The 22,608-nt window shown below is 39.3% G+C and carries 21 protein-coding genes; 2 read left to right on the top strand and 19 right to left on the bottom strand.

Features of this window, described 5'->3' with window-relative positions; translation table 11 throughout:
- Nucleotides 1–155: 155 nt before the first annotated feature.
- From KO530_RS05460 to KO530_RS05420, 9 genes are all read right to left on the bottom strand, one after another.
- Nucleotides 156–791 (bottom strand): glutathione S-transferase family protein, encoded by a 636-nt coding sequence (locus tag KO530_RS05460; protein ID WP_216047400.1) that lies wholly within the window; start codon nt 789–791, stop codon nt 156–158.
- Nucleotides 792–990: 199 nt separating this feature from the next.
- Nucleotides 991–1,821 (bottom strand): prephenate dehydratase, encoded by an 831-nt coding sequence (locus KO530_RS05455; protein WP_216047399.1) that lies wholly within the window; start codon nt 1,819–1,821, stop codon nt 991–993.
- 141 nt (nt 1,822–1,962) lie between these two features.
- Nucleotides 1,963–3,978 (bottom strand): extracellular solute-binding protein, encoded by a 2,016-nt coding sequence (locus KO530_RS05450; RefSeq protein WP_354667865.1) that lies wholly within the window; start codon nt 3,976–3,978, stop codon nt 1,963–1,965.
- 109 nt (nt 3,979–4,087) lie between these two features.
- The gene (locus tag KO530_RS05445; RefSeq protein ID WP_216047398.1) at nt 4,088–5,260 is read right to left on the bottom strand and encodes a mechanosensitive ion channel family protein; all 1,173 of its coding nucleotides are present in this window, start codon (nt 5,258–5,260) and stop codon (nt 4,088–4,090) included.
- Between the two features lie 213 nt (nt 5,261–5,473).
- Nucleotides 5,474–7,432: a hybrid sensor histidine kinase/response regulator gene (locus tag KO530_RS05440; RefSeq protein ID WP_216047397.1), complete on the bottom strand. Its 1,959-nt coding sequence runs from the start codon at nt 7,430–7,432 to the stop codon at nt 5,474–5,476.
- A gap of 22 nt (nt 7,433–7,454) precedes the next feature.
- The gene (locus KO530_RS05435) at nt 7,455–7,913 is read right to left on the bottom strand and encodes a response regulator (protein WP_216047396.1); all 459 of its coding nucleotides are present in this window, start codon (nt 7,911–7,913) and stop codon (nt 7,455–7,457) included.
- Between the two features lie 28 nt (nt 7,914–7,941).
- Nucleotides 7,942–9,414: a sensor histidine kinase gene (locus KO530_RS05430; protein ID WP_216047395.1), complete on the bottom strand. Its 1,473-nt coding sequence runs from the start codon at nt 9,412–9,414 to the stop codon at nt 7,942–7,944.
- A 41-nt stretch (nt 9,415–9,455) separates the two neighbouring features.
- Nucleotides 9,456–9,683: a histidine kinase gene (locus KO530_RS05425; RefSeq protein ID WP_216047394.1), complete on the bottom strand. Its 228-nt coding sequence runs from the start codon at nt 9,681–9,683 to the stop codon at nt 9,456–9,458.
- Nucleotides 9,684–9,700: 17 nt separating this feature from the next.
- Nucleotides 9,701–11,026 (bottom strand): sigma-54-dependent transcriptional regulator, encoded by a 1,326-nt coding sequence (locus tag KO530_RS05420; protein WP_216047393.1) that lies wholly within the window; start codon nt 11,024–11,026, stop codon nt 9,701–9,703.
- A gap of 656 nt (nt 11,027–11,682) precedes the next feature.
- On the opposite strand from KO530_RS05420, the gene KO530_RS05415 reads away from it, so the two are divergent.
- On the top strand, nt 11,683–12,702 hold the full coding sequence (locus tag KO530_RS05415) for a response regulator (protein ID WP_216047392.1): 1,020 nt from the start codon (nt 11,683–11,685) through the stop codon (nt 12,700–12,702).
- Nucleotides 12,692–13,666 (top strand): diguanylate cyclase, encoded by a 975-nt coding sequence (locus tag KO530_RS05410; RefSeq protein WP_216047391.1) that lies wholly within the window; start codon nt 12,692–12,694, stop codon nt 13,664–13,666. Before KO530_RS05415 ends, KO530_RS05410 begins: the two co-directional genes overlap by 11 nt.
- A 47-nt stretch (nt 13,667–13,713) precedes the next feature.
- On the opposite strand, the gene KO530_RS05405 is transcribed toward KO530_RS05410, so the two are convergent.
- The 10 genes from KO530_RS05405 to KO530_RS05360 form a co-directional block, all read right to left on the bottom strand.
- Entirely contained in the window at nt 13,714–14,388 is a 675-nt protein-coding gene (locus tag KO530_RS05405; protein ID WP_216047390.1) for an RluA family pseudouridine synthase, read from the bottom strand.
- A gap of 25 nt (nt 14,389–14,413) precedes the next feature.
- Nucleotides 14,414–14,818, bottom strand: a complete 405-nt coding sequence (locus KO530_RS05400) for a YacL family protein (protein ID WP_252728884.1) — start codon at nt 14,816–14,818, stop codon at nt 14,414–14,416.
- Nucleotides 14,790–15,317 carry a YgjP-like metallopeptidase domain-containing protein gene (locus KO530_RS05395; protein ID WP_216047389.1) on the bottom strand — a complete coding sequence of 176 codons (528 nt, stop codon included), beginning with the start codon at nt 15,315–15,317 and terminating at the stop codon, nt 14,790–14,792. Before KO530_RS05395 ends, KO530_RS05400 begins: the two co-directional genes overlap by 29 nt.
- 90 nt (nt 15,318–15,407) lie before the next feature.
- Nucleotides 15,408–16,772: a TrkH family potassium uptake protein gene (locus tag KO530_RS05390; RefSeq protein ID WP_216047388.1), complete on the bottom strand. Its 1,365-nt coding sequence runs from the start codon at nt 16,770–16,772 to the stop codon at nt 15,408–15,410.
- A gap of 5 nt (nt 16,773–16,777) precedes the next feature.
- Nucleotides 16,778–17,431, bottom strand: coding sequence for a potassium channel family protein (locus KO530_RS05385; protein ID WP_216047387.1), 654 nt, complete (start codon nt 17,429–17,431; stop codon nt 16,778–16,780).
- A gap of 62 nt (nt 17,432–17,493) precedes the next feature.
- The gene (locus KO530_RS05380) at nt 17,494–18,177 is read right to left on the bottom strand and encodes a response regulator (RefSeq protein WP_216047386.1); all 684 of its coding nucleotides are present in this window, start codon (nt 18,175–18,177) and stop codon (nt 17,494–17,496) included.
- Nucleotides 18,170–19,201, bottom strand: a complete 1,032-nt coding sequence (locus tag KO530_RS05375; protein ID WP_216047385.1) for a sensor histidine kinase — start codon at nt 19,199–19,201, stop codon at nt 18,170–18,172. Before KO530_RS05375 ends, KO530_RS05380 begins: the two co-directional genes overlap by 8 nt.
- Nucleotides 19,202–19,725: 524 nt before the next feature.
- Nucleotides 19,726–20,940, bottom strand: a complete 1,215-nt coding sequence (locus KO530_RS05370) for a saccharopine dehydrogenase family protein (protein ID WP_342807742.1) — start codon at nt 20,938–20,940, stop codon at nt 19,726–19,728.
- Between the two features lie 874 nt (nt 20,941–21,814).
- Nucleotides 21,815–22,411 (bottom strand): Fic/DOC family protein, encoded by a 597-nt coding sequence (locus KO530_RS05365; protein WP_216047383.1) that lies wholly within the window; start codon nt 22,409–22,411, stop codon nt 21,815–21,817.
- Nucleotides 22,401–22,559 (bottom strand): hypothetical protein, encoded by a 159-nt coding sequence (locus KO530_RS05360; RefSeq protein ID WP_216047382.1) that lies wholly within the window; start codon nt 22,557–22,559, stop codon nt 22,401–22,403. The genes KO530_RS05365 and KO530_RS05360 overlap by 11 nt, the downstream gene beginning before the upstream one ends.
- Nucleotides 22,560–22,608 lie beyond the last annotated feature (49 nt).

The raw sequence follows: 22,608 nt of genomic DNA, 5'->3' as shown, positions 1-22,608 counted from the left end.
CAACAGATAATTTCGACTCACCACCAAACCAAGAATACCTTGATGCATCAAACTTCATACGATATCAACAGATAGACGAAATGATGTTGAATTTGAGCAACTCTTAAACGTTTGCCAGTAGTGATTAAATGTAAAATATCCCAGTCTAGTTTGCTTTAAAAATTAGCAAGCTTCTCTTTGTTTAAGGCATTTATAACAGAGTCGCGTTTAAGCATTTTTTCGGTGTGATAGGCTAAATTGGGTAAAGTTGCTAAGCTAAACTCGCAGCGCTGCAACCTTGAAATAATCCAAAAGATATAGGCATCCACCGCACTCCATTGTTCTCCATACCACCAATTTCCTGCCGCTAATCTTTGCTCTACCCAAGCCAATGAATCCATTAGCGCCTCAAGCGCTTTTGCTTTCACGCTCGGCATGCCGTTTTCATCTGCAAAAAATGCGGGGATACAAAATCGAGTGACCAACGGATGTATAGTGGATGAACAAAAACATAGATCGGATATTTGCTGATATTCTGCTAAGCCAGAATCCACCTTAGGCAACAGATTAGCTTCAGGGAATCGTTCGCTAATATATTTTATAATCATTGGATTTTCAGTCAAAACCTGACTTTCAACGGCCAGAGCTGGGACTTTTGATTTTGGATTGATTTGCTTAAATCCCGCTGATTTGTGCTCTGCTTTCATTAAGTTCACCCAATGAATATCGTATTTTGCCTTCGCCTCTTCTAACAAAATCAAAGACACTCTCGAGCAACTTCCTGGCATCGCAAATAACGTTATCTCAGACATATATTACCTATGTTAATCAGACTTAGAATTGCAATTATCAGATGATGATAATTACACGCATTTAATTGCCCCGCTGTTATTGTGAAATAGCTGTGTATGTAATAGATATTTACCAGCCTCTTGGCAATAAAACATGACTAAACATACCTATAATCTAAACTGCTTGGTAACCCCTCAAAACCAGGTCTATAACAAAGCGTCAACTCAGACTTTTCGCCTTTTTGTAAGAACCAAGCAATTTGAGATTGTTGGTTTTACCGATTTCAGATAGTGCCTCGGCAACAATCGGATCATCAATATTACCGTCGAAATCAATAAAAAAATGGTACTTACCAAATGTTTTCCGTGTGGGACGAGAAATTATTGAGGTTAGATTGATATTTCGTTTAGAAAACGAAAGTAAAACTTCCCCCAAATATCCGGGATGATCATGGTCATCAAGGACGATCAGGCTGGTTTTATCGGCTTCTTCTGGTGTAGGTTGTACCGTTTTTGACATGACTAAAAATCGGGTTTGATTATTTTTATAGTCGTTAACTTCCTCAACCACCAATGGAAAATCACTTTTGCGGTAAGAGGTTGATGGAACAATAGCCGCACTCGGTATTTCTGAGTCTTTAAATCGATTTAACGATTCAATATTACTATCTGTGGTGACAATTTTTGCATTGCTAAGCCCATCTAAAAACTCAAAACATTGTCCACGAGCAACAAACTGCACGTACAATTGTTGAATGTCAGATAACGCATTAGCATTACTGATCATAGAAAACTTGATGGGCAGTATAATCTCGCTGACCACATGTAAGTCAGCAGCAATGAGTTCATCAAGAACAAGTGCGATAAAGCCTTCCGAAAAGTTTTCGATGGGAATAATACCAATATCACAGCTATTACCGATTTCTGCGAGCGTACCCACAATCGTTGGAAAATACTCCACTTGATAGATATCAGATTGATTGGCGGTATAAATACCTGTGGCCATGTCACAGAATGTGCCTGGAGGGCCTAAAGTCGCTATTTTTTTCATAACATCTTGTTCTTAATACAAGAAACCGATTGTACACGTTCCGGATACGTCGCAACAGTAGCTGATAAACTTTTAGCTGCCGAATAGGCGATTTAAGCAGGAAATTTTAGTGAAGGAATCTCATCTAAGTTGTATTTAGGATTAATAGTAACCCGATATCCGCATTTGTTTATCAACCAAGTCTTGACTTTGTTTTAACGCAGACTCTACTGTAAGTTCTTTTTTCAACGCTTTTTCTAGCAACATACCAACTTGATCTCCCATTGATGTAAATTCAGCAATAGGTACAAATTGTACTCCCAAATAAGGACTGGGCTGGAACGTAGAATGATACAAATCGATGTTATTGATGGTGTCAATTACGACAGGCGCAAAGGGTGCAGCTTGCAAATATTCAGGTTTTTTATATATTGACTTGCGAGTCCCTTGGGGGATGGATTGCCAACCATATTTTGCAGCGACTAACTGAATGTATTCGGCCGAAGTGGCCCACTGTGCAAACTTAAGGGCCGCATCCTTATTTGACGAAGAACTTGGTATTGCTAACGACCACGTCCATAACCAATTAGAACCATTCTTATATTTAGCTATGGGAGCATTGGCCATTTGGATATTTTGGCTAAACGTCGACTGAGTCGAATTAACCAAAGAACTCGCGGCAATTGAGGCATCAACCCAAATAGCACATTTTCCTTTTAGGAATAAATCTAGGTTTTCAATATAATTATTTTCCACAGCATTGGGGGGACCAAATTTGGTAAGCAAATCCACATACATAGAAACTGCGTTGTGCCACTCTTTCGATTCAATTTGAGGACGCCAATTTAAGTCAAACCAACTACCTCCATAGCTATTTACCATAGTAGTGATCATTGCCAGATTTGAACCCCAACCACCTTTACCTCGCAGACAAATACCGTAAATACCTTTTTCAGGTGCATTTAGTTTATTGGCAAATTCATATATTTGATTAAACGTAGGCTGTTTTGGCATAACAATATCAGCTTGTTTAAATAAGTCTAAACGGTAATAGGTTACCGAGGACTCAGCATAAAAAGGCAGGGCAAAAAGTTGTTTGTCTACAGAGACATCGTTTTTCACACTATCAACTATGTCGTCTAAACCATATTCTTCAGGCAATGAATCGATCGGCGCAATCCAGCCATTTTTTGCCCAGATGGGTATTTCATAAGAACCAATGGTCATAACATCAAACTGCCCTGCAGAAATAGCTAGATCAGTTAACAACCTCTTGCGTAACACACCTTCACCTAACACTTTCCATTCAAGTTGCACATCAGGATTATCCAACTCGAAATGAGAAGAAAGGTCTTTTAAAATCAGCATGTCAGCATTATTCACCGTACCTATCACTAATTTTTGATTTTGAAGATCCTTATCTATCTCTTTAGGTGAAGACGAAAAACCATGCCTGGCCAAAATATTGGCAAATCGGCCATCAGCAATCATCGATGCTAAACCTTGATTAAATAAATTCACCCACCTCTGTGCATTTGAATTACTTTTTGTAAAGGCTATATGAAACTCTTTGTCTACAAGTGGAGGGTAAACAAATTCTAATTTTCCAATCATATGAGGACGGTGCGACACGATTAGATGACCAGCGCTGTATTTATCGATTAGCGCAAAATCAATGCGTCGGGCGAACAACTTATCAATATTGATTAAATTATTTGAGACGTATTGCTTACTTAGAAAATGAGTTTGGTCAACCAAGTGTTCAGAAGCGCTTCCGCGAACCAAACCAAAATGGTATTTACTCAAGCCTTGCAATGTTTCATTGACACTATTATTTTTATCAATCACAACAGAAGTTGCAGTATCTTTGCGTTTTAAAAGGCCAATGACATCCCCTGGGAAAGGAGCAGAATATAAAAAAGTCTGAGAAAGAGTATCACTGAAATAAACCGGCAAAATTCCATCGACCTTGCCTTCAGCAGCAAGTTTCTGAGCCCTCGCTGCAGGATAATAAACAAACTCAACATGAACGTCTTTTCTTGCGAATGCTTCAGTAACAATTTGATGCACGTAGCCTTGATTGGGTAAGTTTATTCCAAGGTAAGGTTCGTGTTCTTGTGCAGCTAGCAATAATAGTTCTTTAGCTCCTGCCACGCTCATAAAGAATAGACACAACACACAGCTGACCTTAAAAATCTTAAGATACAAAAAGGAAAGATATGTACGTTGCATGCTCTTCAATTAGGATGACTCCTTTTATCCATCAACACAAAATTTAATATTCAATTTAAAGTATATTTTGTCCCTGTTCCGGGTCCCTTGCCGAATTAGCCTGTTCACGAATAGTATCTGCATCACTACTCAAATCATCTATATGTTCTGTCCCTTGCTCTTCGCTTTCTATTCTAGTTGATAGAGATTGATTATCCAATTTACTTTCCTGTTTTTTCAAACGCTTATTGGTTTTTTGGCCACTCTGCTGGCTTTCTTGAGATTCGGAAATCACCTGCTCTGCGCCGATTAATTTAACACCTTCAGGAAAAATTACTTCTCGTGCATCATCGGGCATACTAATACCCGCTTTTTCAAACTCACTTAATATGGTTCTCATCAATAACGACGATACTTTTAACAAACTGTGTTGATGCGTGTTAATCCAAAAATACACTTTAAGGTTGATTGTTGAAGAGGCAAGATTATCCACTAAAACTTGGGGTTCGGGATCATCTAACACTGCTTCGGTGATTTGCAACACCGTCATTGCTAACTTTTGCGCATCTACAACACTTGAATCATAACCAACACCAATAACAAAGTTGCCTCGTGAATTAGGGTTAGCACTCACATTTCTTATGACATTTTTATAAACTGTCGAATTGGGTATTTGAATATGATCTCCGTCAAAATCTAATAGTGTGGTTGCTCTAGCGGTTACCTGTTTTACCACTCCAATTCGGTTATCAACTTCAATAATATCGCCTATTTTAAATGGCTTTTGAATACTCAATAACAAACTAGAAATAAAGTTTTCAGCGATATCTTTAAATGCAAAACCGATGATTAAACCAACCACTCCTGTGCCACTTAAAATTGCCACAGCGAATTCACTCAAACCTGCGAAACGCAGAAAGATATAAGTTCCCAACAGAATAATAAGTAATTGAAAAATTCGACGAATGACTACTCTGATAAGTAAACTAGAACTCATGTATGAAAGAGGCTTGAGCATTAACTCTGAGATATAACGAGACGAGAGATAGAAAACGATAAAAATTGCCAAACCAAAAATCACCGAGGGCAATCCTTGCAGGAATTCTAGCCAATAGGACTGAATTTCATCCCAGATAACATTTGATTCTTCTACGATTGTTGGAGGTGGACCAAGATCGCTTTGCGCGTGGAGCTGTGGACACACTACAGCGAATAAGAATAAAGCCCTGTAAGCCCATATTTTTAGCATAAAAAATTCACACCCCATTAAAAAATGAACTCAAATAGGACTCTACACTACGTCCTTCTCGTGTGTATGAACAACATATTCAATACCGATAAGCCATGGTTTTAAAAAGCACTAATTGTTGTTGTCAGTAAAAGCACGAGCTAAATAGCGATAAGTTTTCCTAAATATATCAATTCTACTCACTTATTGAGCAAATCAATCAGTTACAAAAAGCTAAGAAAATACACTTTGCAGCTGTTGTAGACTAATTGGCTTGAGCAATGAATTGCTTATACCGTGACTCCTTAACTCTTCAGCACTGACTTCTTCGCCACTGATAATAATGAGATCACAATTAGGCTGAATTCGACTAATTTCTGTCGCTAAATTTAGGCCATTGCCATCAGGCAGATTTTTATCCAGTAGAATATGACTGTATAACTCATTCTGCGCGATCAGTTTTAAACAGGTTTCACAGGAACTGGCACTCTGCGCATTGATGCCAAGACTATCAAGCAAAAGCACGATTAATTCAGCAGAATCTGCATCATCTTCTACCACTAATACTGTTGATAACGTCTGCTTTGAACTTGATGTTAGATTAGCGATTTCAGTTTTTAATTTAGTCCCTTGCGCATTGTGCTTCAAATATTTAGCAATCGATTGATACAGTAAACTTTGATCGATCGGCTTACCAATAATGTTGTCAAAGCCCAACGCGGTAAGTTCGATGTCTACGCCTTTCATATTGGCCGCAGTTAATGCTAATACAGGCTTGGAAAAACCGTAATTTCGTATTTCAACAATCGCTTTACGTCCATCCATGACTGGCATATGAATGTCCATTACCACTAAATCAAACGCGCTGTCAGGCTGTTTAATAGCCTCTAAAGCCTGACTTCCATCTGCTGCGAAAAACACTTCTAAGCCAAATGAGCGACACATTTCACCGACTAACTGTCTTATATCAAGCAAATCATCGACAATGAGTATTTTCCCGCGCAGTGGTGCATATTGTTCAGTGGCCACTAAATCAGAGACTTTCACGTTTAAAGGCTTAAGGTTTTCCCTAAACTGTTTAGGAAGCTTTAGACTAACGGTAAATTCACTGCCCTTACCCAATTCTGAAGTAACATTTATCTCGCCTTCCATCCGTCTAATTAATTCGGTGGCAATCGCGAGACCCAGCCCAGCTCCCTGCTCTCTTTTTAGCGTTACATCTTCGAGTTGCTGAAAAGGAATAAAAATAACGTCGATTTCACTCTCAGCAATACCAATACCGGTATCACACACTATGAATCGAATTTGTTCAGGATGCTCAGGATCAAAATCAACGGTAAGGGATACCTCTCCAGAATCAGTAAATTTAATCCCATTGAACAATAAATTGATGATGACTTGGCGAAGACGAGTCGGATCAGCATTTATGAATTCAGGCACTTGAGGTGACGAATAAAATTTAAGACTCAACCCTTTTTCATTGGCTGGCATTTGCATTAGCGTCAATATGTCACCAACAAAACTGCTTAGCATCACATCTGCAGGTTTTAGTTGCAGTTTTCCTGCCGCGATTTTCGATAAATCAAGAATGTCATTAAGTAGACTAAGTAAGTGCTGCCCATTATTTAGAATTGTTGATAATTCTTTTTGTGCATCTTTGGCTTTGTCACCGTTTAATAACAGTTCGGTATAGCCCAAAATAGAAGTCAGTGGGGTTCGCAATTCATGGCTCAAATGGGCTATAAACCTGTCTTTAGAACGACTTTCAATCTCCGCGTCTAAACTTTGCTGCCGTGCTTTTTCAATCTCACCTCGAGAAATCGCATAGCGGATCGCTCGAGTAAATCTAGCGTTGGTTATATCTCCCTTAACTAAAAAATCAGCGGCCCCCGCTTTCAATGCTAATCTGTCGAGATCGTCATCCGACTGTCCAGTTAGCATGATAATCGGAACATGAGATCCTAGTGCTTGGGCCTTATCTAAAACGTCGATACCTGTATAGGCACCAAGATGATAGTCGAGTAAACAAATCTCATGATCATTACGTTTTAATTGCTCTAATGCATCTTCTAAGTTTGTCACCCAATCGATCTCGAATCGATGACGGTCGAGTTTTTCCAATTGATCGTGCGTTAGAATATAATCATCTTCGTCATCTTCCACGATCAAAATTCGCGCTGATTTCACATCCATATTAATCAATCACCTTGGTCAATTACTCTTTGTTCTCGGGTAATTCTACAATTTCGACCCAATATTTTCCGAGTGCCTTCATTACTTCCACTAGACCTTCAAAATTAACCGGTTTAGTGATGTAAGAAGCAGCCCCTAAACCATATCCTTTGATTTTGTCTTCTTCTTCTTTAGAAGTCGTTAAAATAACCACAGGAATACTTCTTAAATCTGGATCAGCTTTGATTTCTGCCAGCGCCTCGCGACCATCTTTGCGAGGCATGTTCAAGTCGAGCAGAATTAAACCGGGTCGAGGGTACATCTCCTTATCAGCATATTTCCCCACGCGCTTTAAGTAGTGCATTAACTCTACGCCGTCTTCCACACACTTAAGACTATTCAACACTCGACTTTCGTTCAAAGCATCTTGTGCTAACAATCGGTCATCATCATCGTCATCTGCCATTAAGATTATTAATGACTTTTTATTTGAATAAGGCATTTACTTCCTTTCTTATTTATTTCTTAAATTAAATTTTGTTAAGTACAGCATCAGTAGGTAATTTAATCACAAAAGTCGACCCTTTACCCAATTCACTGGTCGCAGAGATAGTCCCGCCATGTCGCTCAACAATGCGTCGACATACCGCTAGACCTATCCCTGTTCCTTTATATTCATTTCGCCCATGTAATCGCTGAAATGGAACAAATATTTTTTCTGCAAATTCGTTTTCAAAACCCACACCGTTGTCGCTTAAAATAAAGACATGCATATCGCCACTGGATTTACCATCAACGCCTGCACTCTGTTCAAGTTGGTATTGCAACTCAATCACCGGAGCAACATCTGGTTTTCTAAATTTAATCGCATTTGACAATAAATTTAAAAACAATTGGTTCATCTGACTGGGATCACCTTTTATTACAGGTAATTCAGAGACGATAAGCTTGGTTTTGCTTTCTTCAATAGCGATTTCCAAATCACTTTCAATCGCCGAAATTACAGTCGACATTTCGACATCAGTAAAATCTTTACCTCGGGTGGATACCCGAGAAAACTCGAGTAAATCGCTAATTAAATTAGACATACGCTCAGCCGCATTCTTCATGCGATTTAGATAGTCCGCCCCTTTTTCTCCGAGTTGCTCAGAATAATCGGAATGCAGCCTATCGCCAAAGGCACGAATTTTACGTAATGGCTCTTGTAAATCATGAGAAGCGACAAAAGCGAAATCTTCCAGCTCTCTATTGCTGCGAGCAAGCTCTTCTGAATAAACCGTTAACTTTTCTGTTCGCTCATCCACTTTCAGCGCGAGGTTTTGATTTTGTTTTTCCAATGAATTTCTGAATTTTTCTTCACTTACCAAATTTAATCTAGCTAACACAATTAAACCGAGTAGCAATAATGCGCTGGTGATAGCGGAAGTAAAGAAAGTAAACACAGATTCTTTTTCAGAGCGATTTAATTTGCTGTACAAAAAATTCCGATAGGTCAGTTCATTGTCAATTATTTGCGAAAACAACTGGTCTAGATCTTTGGTCAATTCGTTACCCTCACCTCCCTTGACCAGCCGAATTGCCGAACGCTCTTTATCCGCTTGGGCAAGCAAAACGGTCTTCTCCATTTCTTCCATTTTCATTTCAGTAAGCCTAATTATTTCGTCGATCAAGGCTCTTTGACCCACAATTTCAACTTCAACTACACGAACTTTTTCAATCTGATCAGACAGTTGTTTTACTGAATTAATATAAGGTGCAAGGTATTCTTCAATTTCGGTTAATAGATATCCCCGTTGACTGCTTTCAGCGGCAAGTATCATCAGATGTAACTCATCAAGCACTAAAATAACATTACCTGTATTAGTCAAACTTTCTTGGACTTTAGCCAGGTCTTTGGTAGTTTTCACCGCTAAATAAGCGTTAACACTGATTACCCCCAATACAATGATAGTGACGGTAAACCAGGTAAAAACAGTATTGCCAAATAAACGTCGTTGTTTCATATATTCTCACTCTATGACTAAACTAAGGTGAAACAACGACGTTATTCGCCAATGTTTTTATGGGAATTACTTATTGCTTGGAGCTTGTCGCTACAGTCTTGACAAGCAGTAATAATTTTATTCAATGCATCAAGCGCTTTATCACGCGGTAAATCATTCTCTAGTACTAATTTGACTAACTCGGCATTCATTGAAATCCGGTTTAAAGGACCTCTCGCGTCATGAATCATGGTTCGGATATCGAGATTTTCATTACTTGTTATCGTCATTGAAATTCCTATTACTATTACTCTTCAAAATCACCGTAGGCGTGAAGACGGTTATAAAGCGTTTTTGTGCTGATTCCGAGCATTTCGGCAGCAAGGGTTTTACTACCATTAACCTTTTCAAGGGTCGCCCGTATCAATTCTTTTTCAACATTTTCGATAGTTTGCCCAGCTGAAATTTGATTCGACGCTTTTTTATTAGAAGCGAACGGTGAAGCAAAGCTGCTCGGTAAATCAATATTTGATGACTCAGGATCACTCATAATGAAAGCCCGATGCACGGCGTGGCGAAGTTCTCTTACATTACCTGGCCAATCATATTCTGATAATCGTTTTAATTGAGCTTCATTCCAAGCAAAAGATGTTCCATTTTCCGCATTAAGCTCTTCAAGAAACGCTTGCGCTAACAAAGGGATGTCTTCTTTTCGCTCTCGTAGGGTGGGAATATCAATTGGGAACACAGCTAAACGGAAATAGATGTCTTCCCGTAATACTTTGCTTTCAGCCAATTCACTAATATTTCTATTGGTCGCGGAAACCACTCGACAATTGACGTCGATTTCTTTAGTGCCTCCCAATCGCGTTACTCGTTTAGATTCTAAAACCCGCAATAAGTTGGGTTGCATATCAATAGGCATTTCAGTGACTTCATCTAGAAAAAGGGTGCCATTTTCCGCTCGTTCAAACACCCCCTCTTTACGTCCAACGGCGCCGGTAAACGCACCTTTTTCGTGACCAAATAATTCACTACCGATCAGTTCTTTAGATAAAGCCCCACAGTTGGTAGCCACTAAGGGCCCCTCGCAATCACTAGCTGAATGGATGGCTTGAGCGACTACTTCTTTACCTACACCACTTTCTCCCATCAACATAACGTTGGCATTAGTTTTAGCCACTCTCTCAATCATTAAATACAGCTCTTTCATTATTGCTGATTCACCGATCAAGCAACCGAAGTGCAAAGAATTGTTTTGTTTTTTAGCTGTTTTTTTAGTTTTGCGATTCAACACTTGTTCGATGTCTTCACGCTGTAATGGCTTAACTAGATAATTAACATTAGGGCCGCATAAGCCTGCCAACATACCTTTTACCGAAGGGTGTCCAGTAATTAAAGTGATAAAGGTTTGCTTTGTGCTGTTTAAGTTCAATTCGTCAATTAAGTGTAGTCCGCTGCCGTCAGGCAACATAAAGTCTAGTAAAATATGATCAAAATGTTGATGCTCAAGCCATTGTCTGGCTTCTTTTAAAGAGCCAGCTACAGATACTTCATGGCCCAGAAATTCAATAATTTGATAGGCAACATCTGTAAACTCGCTATCATCATCAACCAATAATACTTTTAACACGTCATCGTCCTTTAAAAATCAGTATGTTGAAACAACATAAATTTGTTACGAAGTTGAGAAACATCACTTAACTATTTGCAATTCTTATTCTTATTGTTCCTGAACTCGTTTTTTCAATCTTCAGAATATGCTTCCATTTTTAGTTCATAATAGCCGGATTGACCATTAACCTTGCATTTTTTAGTACCAACCTATCATCAAAAAATTAAACGACATCATTGTTTTAGTAACGTTTTATCGACGAATAAGTGTCCACTCAAAGCTCACTAAGCCAAATAATTCGTGCAAATTTTTCACACTATTGAAAATTTTACTCATGACAGATTCACTTTGAATAAGTAATCTCAGTCAAATTAACACGCCCCTAGGATATTAGACTTTAGACACCACCGAACTATTAACACTAACTGGCTTAGCCTATCCGTCTTGGTGCGCAAGTTGCAATGCTCAATTTGTAAAGCGCATAAAAATGATGGTTTCGATTTCTAGCATTCCACAGCCAAATTAAACCCATTGCGAAAATAATCCGAAGTTTCAGTCTATCACGTTGATTAGGTCAATCACATGTAGATTGCAGTCGACAGGCTCACTAGCCACTTACGATTAAAATTTCGTACAACCGTCTCTTGACACATAAAGATAAGGTGTATTTATAGGTGAAAAGATTAGCTGGCATATCCATTCTGATAGCAGACGATAATGCGCTGACGTTGGAAGCTTTAAAACGTCTACTCGAGCTGTCAGGTGCAACCGTATTGGCGGTTGAAAATGGAGAACAAGTGCTAACACAACTGCACATCAGTCCCAATAGGTTTGACGTGCTTTTAATTGATATCAATATGCCTGTGATTGACGGTTTAACCGCCACCAAAAAAATTCGACAAGACCGTCGATTCGATGAGCTACCGATTATTGCCGCGACCGCCGATCACTTACCTGAAGATCAATTGAATTATTACCAAATAGGTATGAACGGGCACCTAGCTAAGCCCATTAGTTTGCACAAGTTATGTGAGGCTATTCTGGCGGTTTTGGATAAGCAACCTACTGATCTGGATAAAGCTGTGACTTGCCCTGGTTCTTTGTCTGACATTGAACTAAAACAGCAAGTGCTCGAGCGCTTTGGTCATAATCAAGAGTTAGTGGTAAATTTAATACCACTGTACGCGCAAGAATTTATTCAACAATTCGATGTGCTAAAAAGCACTAAAGATATTAACCAAATAGGTACAGCGCTGCATGCCTTGAAAGGAATATCCGGCACAATTGGAGCAAATGATGTTTACAATTACGTAAATACATTTCATGAGTCAGTGAAAAAGAATCAACTGCACGACGCTCAACTAGCGAAGATGATAGAAACGCTTCCTAAACTCCATGCTTCCAATCTACAGCGATTGCAGAATTTGTTCGTACCCACTGAAAACAATCTGCCTTCACAAGAAACTCGCGAGTCCAAATTGCAACCTCAGCAACGTAAAAAGATCATTCAGTTTTTGCAGCAAAATGATCTCACTATCATTCAATATGTCGATAAATTGCAACAGCAGTACCCTAACGAAAATGAGTTAATAACAGTCAAGAAATATATAGACCAGTTAAAATTTGAACCCGCATTAAACTTCTTACTAAATCAATCAGGCCATGGTCAACAGAGTAAAACTAATGACAAATAAACAGGTAGGTTTTGGCAACATTTCAAATCGAACACCGATAATGCTGATAGCCGATGATCAGCCTCTTGTGGTCAGACAGATTTACGAAGTATTTCAAAATGACTTCCATATTTTTATGGCAAGTGATGGGGTTAAGTGCGTTGAAATGGCAAATGAATTGCTCCCAGATATAATTTTGCTTGATATCAATATGCCGCACTTGGATGGCTTTCAGGCCTGTGAAAAAATTAAGGAAAATGTGCTAACTTCACACATTCCGGTCATTTTTATCACCTCTAATATTGATGAAGCCGACGAAGTCAGAGGTTTTGAGGTAGGCGGAGTAGACTTTATCCGCAAACCCATAAATACCACCATTACTTGGGCCAGAGTACAGAGTCACGCGCAGCTAAAACGTCAATCGGATCTGTTACGCAGACTGGCTTTAATAGACGGTTTAACTGGGGTAAGTAATCGTTATCAATTCGATGAGCAGTTAACAACTGACTGGTTATCTTGTGCTCGGGAGCAAACGCCACTAGCACTGCTGATGATAGATGCAGATAACTTCAAACATTTGAATGACAGCTATGGACACCAGGCCGGAGACAAATTTTTGAAAATATTGGCGCAAAAAATAACCTCTTGTGCACATCGTCCCGATGACTTAGTCGCGCGATATGGCGGAGAGGAGTTCGCTTGTATTCTTCCCAATACAGATCATGCTGGTGCATTAAAAGTGGCCGAAGATATTCGCAAGCTTGTTGAAAAAACGGCCATGTCGTTACGCAAAGATGAAGATAAAAAAATAGCCGTAAAAACCACAGTCAGTATCGGTATGCACTGCTTAATACCGAATAGAAACGATAAACCAACAATTTTAATTAAAAGTGCTGACCAGGCTCTTTATCGAGCAAAGGCACTAGGCAAAAACCAAGTCTGCGTATTCGATAATAGGGTAGCGGAATTCGCTTCAACGAAATAAGTAAAGGACAAACCCTGACTACGAAAAATTAGAAAACATGGTTGGATTTAAAATGGTGCTGGGCATATCCCCTGCACTTTTTTACCTGTTGTCGGATGTTCAAACTCTATGCTTTCAGCATGTAACATTAGTCTGTTAGCAGCTTTGTAACTGTCACAAGTACCGTATAAATCACAACCTAAAATGGGGTGCGCAAGATATTCACTGTGAATCCGTAGTTGATGGGTTCTGCCCGTTTGAGGACGATAACGAACACGAGTTGCGTAAGGACTGTTTAGTCGTTCCAGAACACTGTAATTAGTCACCGCTTCTTTACCGTGAATAGAACAGATTTTGACTTTAGGAAACAGGTTTGGATCCTTGGCTATAGGTTGACTAATTTGGCCAGTATTCTGATTAAGGTGGCCTTGGAGTAAACTAATATAGGATTTTTGCACAGTACGCATTTGAAATTGCTTAGCCAGATGGGAATTAGCTTGTTTATTCAAAGCAACTACCATAATACCGGATGTACCTAGATCCAAGCGGTGAACCATAGTGGCCCAACTAAACTCTTGAACTAAACGAAAATGGACCGAATCGTAATTCAGCGGGTTTTTACCCGATAACGAAAGCAAACCACTGGGTTTATTAATCAACAAAATAGACGCATCTTGATAAAGTATGTTTATCTTTTCTAGGCATTTTGGTGCCACAAAAGTATCGACAATGATATTATTCACAGCCTATACCTTGACTAAAGATGATTTACTTTTCATCAACAAAGTCACGCCACGAACGCAATACTTGGGTGAAATCTTCTAATCCACAACCAGATATGGATTCTTGATCATATAACTCAGTTCCCTCCGGCAGCTCATCAGGTCCATCCATATCCAAATCTTTTGATCTAACTTCTACTTCGTAATAATCGATTCGCAGATTGATCTCTTTACCGGCTAGCACATACTCCTTAATCTGACGCTTTTCTAATCTGTCGATTGCAACAAAAATGTCCTCTATTTTATGCTGGCTTGTTCCCAGTTCTTCAGAAAACCACCGGGAAAATGCTTCATGTCCCATTTCAAATTGGGCCACTGGAATACCTTGCAGATTACGTATAAATTGATAGTTCATGGATACCTTATGGAAGGTTTTGCGGCGGGTTAACATAAACCTCACCTTTTTGTTCAAGATGCGTCAAATAAACTCGCACATCAAATTCGATTTGGTGGTAATTGGGCAACATATGGCAACAAAGTTGATAAAAAGCTTTGTTATGTTCTTTTTGCTTCAAATGCGCTAATTCATGTACCACTATCATGTTGAGAAATTCAGTCGGGGTATGCTTAAATAACGTACTGATTCGAATTTCATTTTTACTTTTAAGCTTTCCCCCTTGTACACGGGAAACAAAACTGTGCAAACCTAGGGCGTTATCAACCACATGAATCTTCTTATCAAACACTACCTTACTCAGAGGTTGTGATTTCTTAAGATATTGATTTTTTAATGCGATGACATATTCACGCAAAGCATTATCGTTAGGTATGCTATGCACTAGCGGATATTTTTTCAGCAGATAGTCAGTTAAACGATTTGAGTCTAACAATTCGGTAATTTGCTGTTGTAAGTCAAGAGAATAAGCCGATAAATATTTAAGAGACGACACAGCACCGCATTCGTAAAGCAAAGATTGACAAGTTTACCCCGCCTAAAATCGATAGTCATCTAACAACCACGACTTTGTTGACATAAAATATTAACCGATCGCAAGCTGTGTTTCTGGAAACCTGAGACGCTTTGTTCTTGGACTAGCGAGAAAATACGCTAATGTTAATGGTCCTAACCGCCCCATAAACATCAATAAAATAATGATTAGCTCGCCTACGCCTGATAACGAACCCGTTAACCCTCTGGATAACCCTACCGTGCCAAGTGCAGATACCGCTTCGAACACCACATCTAAAAATGGGGCATCTTCACTGAGTGTTAAAATAAAGATAGCGATCCATGTTGTACCAACGGAAATCATGGTTAAGGCAAGCGCCTTATAGACGGTTTCTTTCGCGACTTCTCGATTATATAAAGTGATCCCTTTGTCTCTTCGAAGATAACTATATGTAGCCATAATTAGTACAATAAAAGTGACAACTTTAATACCACTTGCGGTACTTAAAGAGCCTCCGCCAATAAACATAAGAAGCAGCATTAAAGCGCTTGTACTTTCTTCCAAATTCTCTATCGAAAGTGTATTAAAGCCTGCAGTTCTAGGTGACACAGCTTGAAACCAGGCTGCTAACCACTTACCGCCATCGCTCAATGGCTGTAATGTTTGTGGGTTATTATATTCAATGACATATATAGCAAACAGTGCGAAGCCATTAATAATGACTGTCCCCAAAATCATTGTTTTACTGTAAGGGGTCATCGCGCTCCACGACTTTGACTTGAGTGCATCCATCCAAACGGTAAAACCTAGACCACCAGCGATAAATAGACCAGTAATGGTTAAGTTAATAGTTGGATCTTCCACGTAATGCATCAAACTATTGGATGCCAGAGCAAAACCCGCATTATTAAAAGCACTAATGGTATAAAAAAAGCCGTGAAATAAGCTTGCCTGCAACCCTAAGTCTTCATACCAATACACAGATAAAATGACAAAACCTATGAGTTCAACAAGCAGTGAAAAAAACAACACTGATTTAGCCACACTGAACAAAGTTGAAGTATTGGTTTGATTGAATGCTTCTTTAGCGACCACCCGCTGCATAAAACCAATTTTTCCTCCAAGGGCAATAAGCGTGACAACAGCGAATGTCATCAATCCGATGCCTCCGCATTGAATTAATAAAGCAATAACGGTTTGACCAAATAATGTAAAAACACTGCCAGTATCCACTACGACTAAGCCGGTTACGGTTACTGCTGAAGTCGCAGTAAACAAACTCTGCTCCCAACTAATAGAAGAGACGGTGGCTATGGGTAACTTTAATAATAACGAACCAAGAACAATCAATAACGCAAAACTACCGGCTAACACAAAAGGTGGTGCTGCATTAATTTGTTTTGCGGATTTAGTTTTTCGCTCAATTGGAGCCTGCGAGGGATGCCAAAGTAGCATGCAAGTTACCCCAACTTTGGTGCTATATGTTTAAGGGCAGCACGTTTACCACAAAGCAGTAGAGTATCTTCCGCTTTAACCGTAAAGTCACAAGCAATACGTGTAAAAGTTTTACCTTGTCTTTTTATTAATAATGTATCTATTGCGCCTTTAGTATCTACTAATAATTTACTCAGTGGAGAACCATGTAATTGTGGTTTGATATTAATTTCAACCACATAGAGACCATCACCTAACGCAATATAGTCGTTGACCATTGGATAGTTCAAGGCTTGTGCGACCCGCACTCCCATTTCCTCCTCGGGATGTACGATTCTAGATACCCCTAATTTAGATATGATAGTGTGATGGGCTTTTGTGCCAGCTTTAACCCAAAGGTTTTTAACCCCTATATTCTTTAAGCTTAAGGTACACAAAACACTCGATTGCATATCTTCACCAATGGCAACTAATACTGTATCACTGTTTTTTAGATCTAGCTCTGATAAGGCATTTTCATCTGTACAATCACAGATAACAACTTGGGTTAGATAATCTGAATACATTTCAGCAACTTTAACGTCACTATCTACGCCTGTGACAGTGTGTCCTAAATGGATCAGTTCCTGACAAGCCGAAATACCAAAACGGCCTAAGCCTATAACAGTAAAATGCGCCATGTTGCTTACTCCAAAAATCTAGCAAAGTACAAGAATTAAACCTATTGACCTGCCAAAAGAATTTAATCACCAATAAAGCGGTAACCTAGTCCAGGCTCGGTTTTTATAAAGTAGGGATCTTCAGCATCATCGCCCAGTTTTTTTCGTAACTGGGTGATGAGCACTCTTAAGTAATGGACATCGTCTGCATGTGACGCTCCCCAAATGTCGACTAATAATTTCTTTTGATTGACGAGTACATTGGGATGGATGGCCAACTTAACTAACAATTGGTGCTCTTTTTTGGTAAGTTGTACCGCTTTCTGGCCTTTAAGAACAAGAGGCTCCCCAGTTTTTATGATCAATTTATCGAATCGCAGTTCTGATGGCATGGCTTCATACTTAATATCACGTAACAATACTTTAATGCGTGAAATTAACTCTCTAATGCCGAAAGGTTTACTTAAATAATCATTGGCACCTGCGTCTAATAACCTTACTTTTTCGGCTTCCTGATCTCTGGCTGTTAACACCAATACAGGGATATCACTGGTTTCTCGGACTTTTTTCAAAACGGCTCGCCCATCCAGATCTGGTAAACCTAAATCTAAAATAATAAGACTAGGTTTTTCTTGATTAAATAGACTCAAGCCCGAGGTTGCGGTATATGAACCAATATATTCAAGATTCTCAGCAGCCAATGAAATCGAGATGAAATCATGGATTTTATCCTCATCATCTATTAATAAAATCTTAGGCTTAAGCATTATCGTCTCCATTTGGCAACAGTAATTCGATGGTACAACCCTGTTCACAGTCGACAACAGCAATATGACCACCATGTGCTTCCATTATGCCTTTAGACACACTCAAGCCAATACCACTGCCTCCTTTACCTGCATCACCAATGCGACTTGAGTAAAATGCATCAAATATCTTAAAACGCTGTTCAGGCTCTATCCCTTGGCCTTTATCCTTTACTAGAATACGAGTAAATTGTTGGACACTATTTACTTCGATTTCAACATTTTGCGCTTTGGGTGAGTATTTTAGAGCGTTATCTACGACGTTATAAACGGCTTGTTCGATAAGGGCATCCTGAATGTCCACCATTTTCAATTCGTTTTTTTTGCTGATCAACAAACGCTTATCGGAGAACCGCTGTTCAAGGCGTTTAATCACAGGCCAAATTGACTGGCGAACGAATACCCAATTAAAGGCGTTGTTTTTTAAACGTGTTAACTGCAATAAGTTTTCAACGTAATTGTGTAAACGATGACTCTCATCAATGGCACTGTTGATAAGGGTGTTTTGCTCTTGTTGACTAATCTTGTGTTGATATTCTTGAAAGGTACTGAGTGAGCCAATAATACTGGCAAGTGGCGTCCTTAAGTCGTGCGACACTGACAACAAAATATTGGAGCGGATTTCGGCCTGCTTAAGAGCTTCACTTTTTTTACGATAACGAATCGAAAATTCACTAGTCAATACGGCGACAGAAATGAAGATGATGGAGTTCATAATATCCTCCAATTCAAACATATGCAGTGAATACAAAGGAGAGGTAAAAAAGTAGTTATAAATCAGCGCACATAATATGCCCGCGATAGCGGTAGCGCTTCGACTAGATGTAACCGAAACTAAAACCACCGCCAATTGCAAAAGAAGTAATACACCACTTTTCGGTAAAATGGCAGCAGGCAATAATAAAGCGAGGATGGAAAAAATACACACTATGCCTAGAGAAAAAGCATAGGCAAACATTTTATTTTTAATTAATTTTTCGAACATTCGCTACGTGCCAATTTTAAATAATGATTGCATTGTAACGATGCGGATGAAAAAGACGCGTTAAATTTACATAAAATTTAATCTTCCAAACTGTATCAGTTTTTTATTTTATCAAGTACCTGATATGTATGCGTAATTTCACTAAAAAAGATCTCAAATAATTGAGTCCTTGAATGTTGAGGCGAGAACGCTATTCTAAATTTTGTGAGAAATGATTTTTGTCTGCTTTTCCCCTACTTGTTAAACGAACTGTTCACAAATTAATAGTAAAAAACACTTTTCATCCTTTGATTTTGTCCAAAGCGACTCTGCTACCCCGCTCCCCCAACAACATCAACACTCAAGTAACCGCTTCAGGCACATCTGTAAGACGATTACTTTCACTCAGTGAAGTTTGCCAAACACCGTTGTCATTCTTTCCAGCTTTCAAGCAAACTTCCCAACCAATCGAGGAGGTTGATGCTATTCTCGCCCTCATAAAACTTAACGCTTTATCAAATACGACATGCAATTAAACAACTCGGCTAATCCAAAAGTGTGAAAGTTAAACCTGCCCGCTCAGTTAATCGCTTTATCAAGGGTTCTCCCATAACCGTTGCAGTGGTCCAAAATCCACCCGCCTTTTCTGCTTTGCTGATGTCTTGAGCCAAGCATAAACCGGCTTGCACCAACATCTTGGCCGTTGATCCATAACCGGGATCTTTATCACCCGTCACTTTCACTGTTAGCCTCTGGCCAGCATCAGTTTTTCCTATAAAGCGCAGATCGAAAAAGCCGCTGTTTTGCTGTTTCACACTTGGACCTTCACCTGGTTTTGGCAATATTTTTTCAATTAGGTACCCGCTAGGTGGCAAAGTAATGGCTAAAGGAAAAATGCGCATGCCTAGGCCAATTGCCGATGCTGTTATGTGCGACCCAAAGCCCTTACCTATGCGTATGACTTCGTCATATTTAAACTTCTCCCCAAAAGCTTTGCCGTTGAGTTCATTTGAGCGGTGAACAATTTTGGTATTAATCACAGCCATTACAAACGGGGCAACCCAAGCATCAAAATCTTCATCGTATACCGCCGTTTGCACGTCACGCTGTACAGCACTGAAGCCATGCTCTTTTGAACATAAAAAATACGGATCTTTCAATCCTTTGCTTAACTCAGCGTCCGTTGATGCTTCTTTAAACATATTGATACCACTTGCAAAAGTGCCACCGGAGCCTGCCCCCTTCATTTGATATACCGCCATTTTTACGGTGGTACAAGGTGCGCAATAAACTTTTTGAGCTTGCTGTTGAAGGTAAAAGTTACCCAGATCTAAAGGAATAGAGTCAAAACCGCAGCAATGAACAATCCGTGCACCACTGGCTTTGGCAGTAGCTTCGTGTAGATTAATCATTTTGCGGATCCATTGTGGCTCACCTGTTAAATCTACGTAGTCGGTGCCAGATTCTGCGCACACTTTTACCAAGCTTGAGCCATACAGTGCGTAAGGTCCAACAGTAGAAATAATGACTTTGCTTTGTTCCGCCATATATCGCAGTAACATTTCATCGTCAGAGTCGGCAATAATCGTCGGAATATTTTGCTTAAGAGATTTAACAACTGAATTAAGCTTTGATTGAGAACGCCCTGCAGCAGCCCAGGCGATTTCGCCTTCTGGGTATTGAGCGACCATATATTGGCAGAGAATTTGGCCAACAAAACTTGTCGCACCAAAAATAACAATATCGTATTGAGTAGACACTATAAACCCCTTTGAAATTAGACAATTTACTTGAGTAAACATGCTTCCTTGCGCAAGCGGTTATTACCCCCAACGGGAACTGCCATAGCAATATTGTTGATTCGATTATCCGAATACACAGGCACTAAAGTGCGCTGAACTCCAATCCATTGTATTGATTGCCAACGACAACGTCTAATCAATGTGAAAATTTATTTCCAAAGGTTTTATTTCTAGCGCAGTGTTTTATAAAGTCGTAAGTTAATGGGCACAACATTGCTGCAAGTTAGGAAAATGGATTAAATCACAACGCCTAAATTGAAGTACCAGTGGTGTTGGTTTGAAGTTATTTGTTTAAAACGAATTAGTGGCAGGCATATATTTTGATATTCAAATAACACAAACAAAAAAGGCCTCGAATAATCGAGGCCTTGAATGTGGTTGCGGGAGCGTGCAACACTAGGAATATACCGTTCATTATTGAGAACATTATCGAACGACAGCAAAAAACATGATTCAAAATTAGTTTAGAACTATTGGTCAAGATTGTAACTATTTTTAGCGTAATTGGTGAACAAATAGACATCTTAAAACGATACCAGCGATTGCGTAGGCAAAAGAATTCATTAGGCTAACGTTTCCCCTAAAGTCACTTTTTAATTTCAATTGTTTCATTGCACAATGAGATATACCTCCCCCTGTACTAAACTCACCTCAATAACTCTCACTTCCCAGAAACTGATGATTGTATAGGTATTTAGTTAAACTACGAGCACATTAAAATATTTTGTTGACCTTTAATCATGATTTTTTACCCAATCGCAACTACTGAAAAGATGCCTGCCCATGTATTTATGTATTTCTTCACAACATGATTGCCAGTTTTTTAAACTCTTCATTCCAGCTCTGAAATGGCTTGAGTGAATATCACCTTGAGCAGTTCTAGGTTCAGATGCACACCAGCAATGTTAGCGTCAATCCAATCTTTCTGAGAAATCTTTGGCCACGTTACATGGAAGCCGAGAGTAAACAACAGCTCCTCGAAAAAGAAGCGCAGAACTCTGCCATTCCCTTCACGAAATGGGTGAAGTAAATTTAACTCACAAAACAAATCTGCGACCTTTTCAACGAGGTCTTCATTGTCCTGATAATCAGCTAACGCAGGAATCGTTTTAAATAATTTAATAGCTTCAGGCTCAATGCGTGTCCAAGTACAAAAACGCGTGCCACCTTTGGAAATATCAACATCTCTTGGCTTACCCGCCCACGCATATAAATCTTGGAACATGTGGTGATGAAGGTACTCTAAATGTTCGAATGAAAAATCAGCAAGTGATTGTTTGGTGGGTTCGTAGGTTCGATACCGTTCAGCGGTAAATTCAGCTTCAGCTTCTTCAAGCTTTTCTGAATCCCTAATATCAAGAAGGTTAATTAAAACGTCAGAGCCGGGGTAGCAATATTTATCATAGGCTACCCCGTATTTATCTCGCATATTTGCGTTTTAACTCTGAAATGCTTTTGCCTTCACTGCTCTTTTTCAGTGACAAACCTTCATAGCTTAAACTGACCTTAAAGTTATCCATATTAGGCGTAAACTTGGTCTTGCGGTCATTGCTAGTTTTAGAAACTGTGGTAGCCATAAAGCCTCCTATATTTCCGTTAATTTTACCTTAACAAGCGCTAAATTGC

Origin of the sequence: Aliiglaciecola lipolytica, assembly GCF_018860635.1 — a bacterium.
GTDB classification, from domain to species: domain Bacteria; phylum Pseudomonadota; class Gammaproteobacteria; order Enterobacterales; family Alteromonadaceae; genus Aliiglaciecola; species Aliiglaciecola lipolytica_A.
Note: the sequence above shows the minus strand (reverse complement) of the source record. Positions and strands in the feature narration are given on the sequence as shown.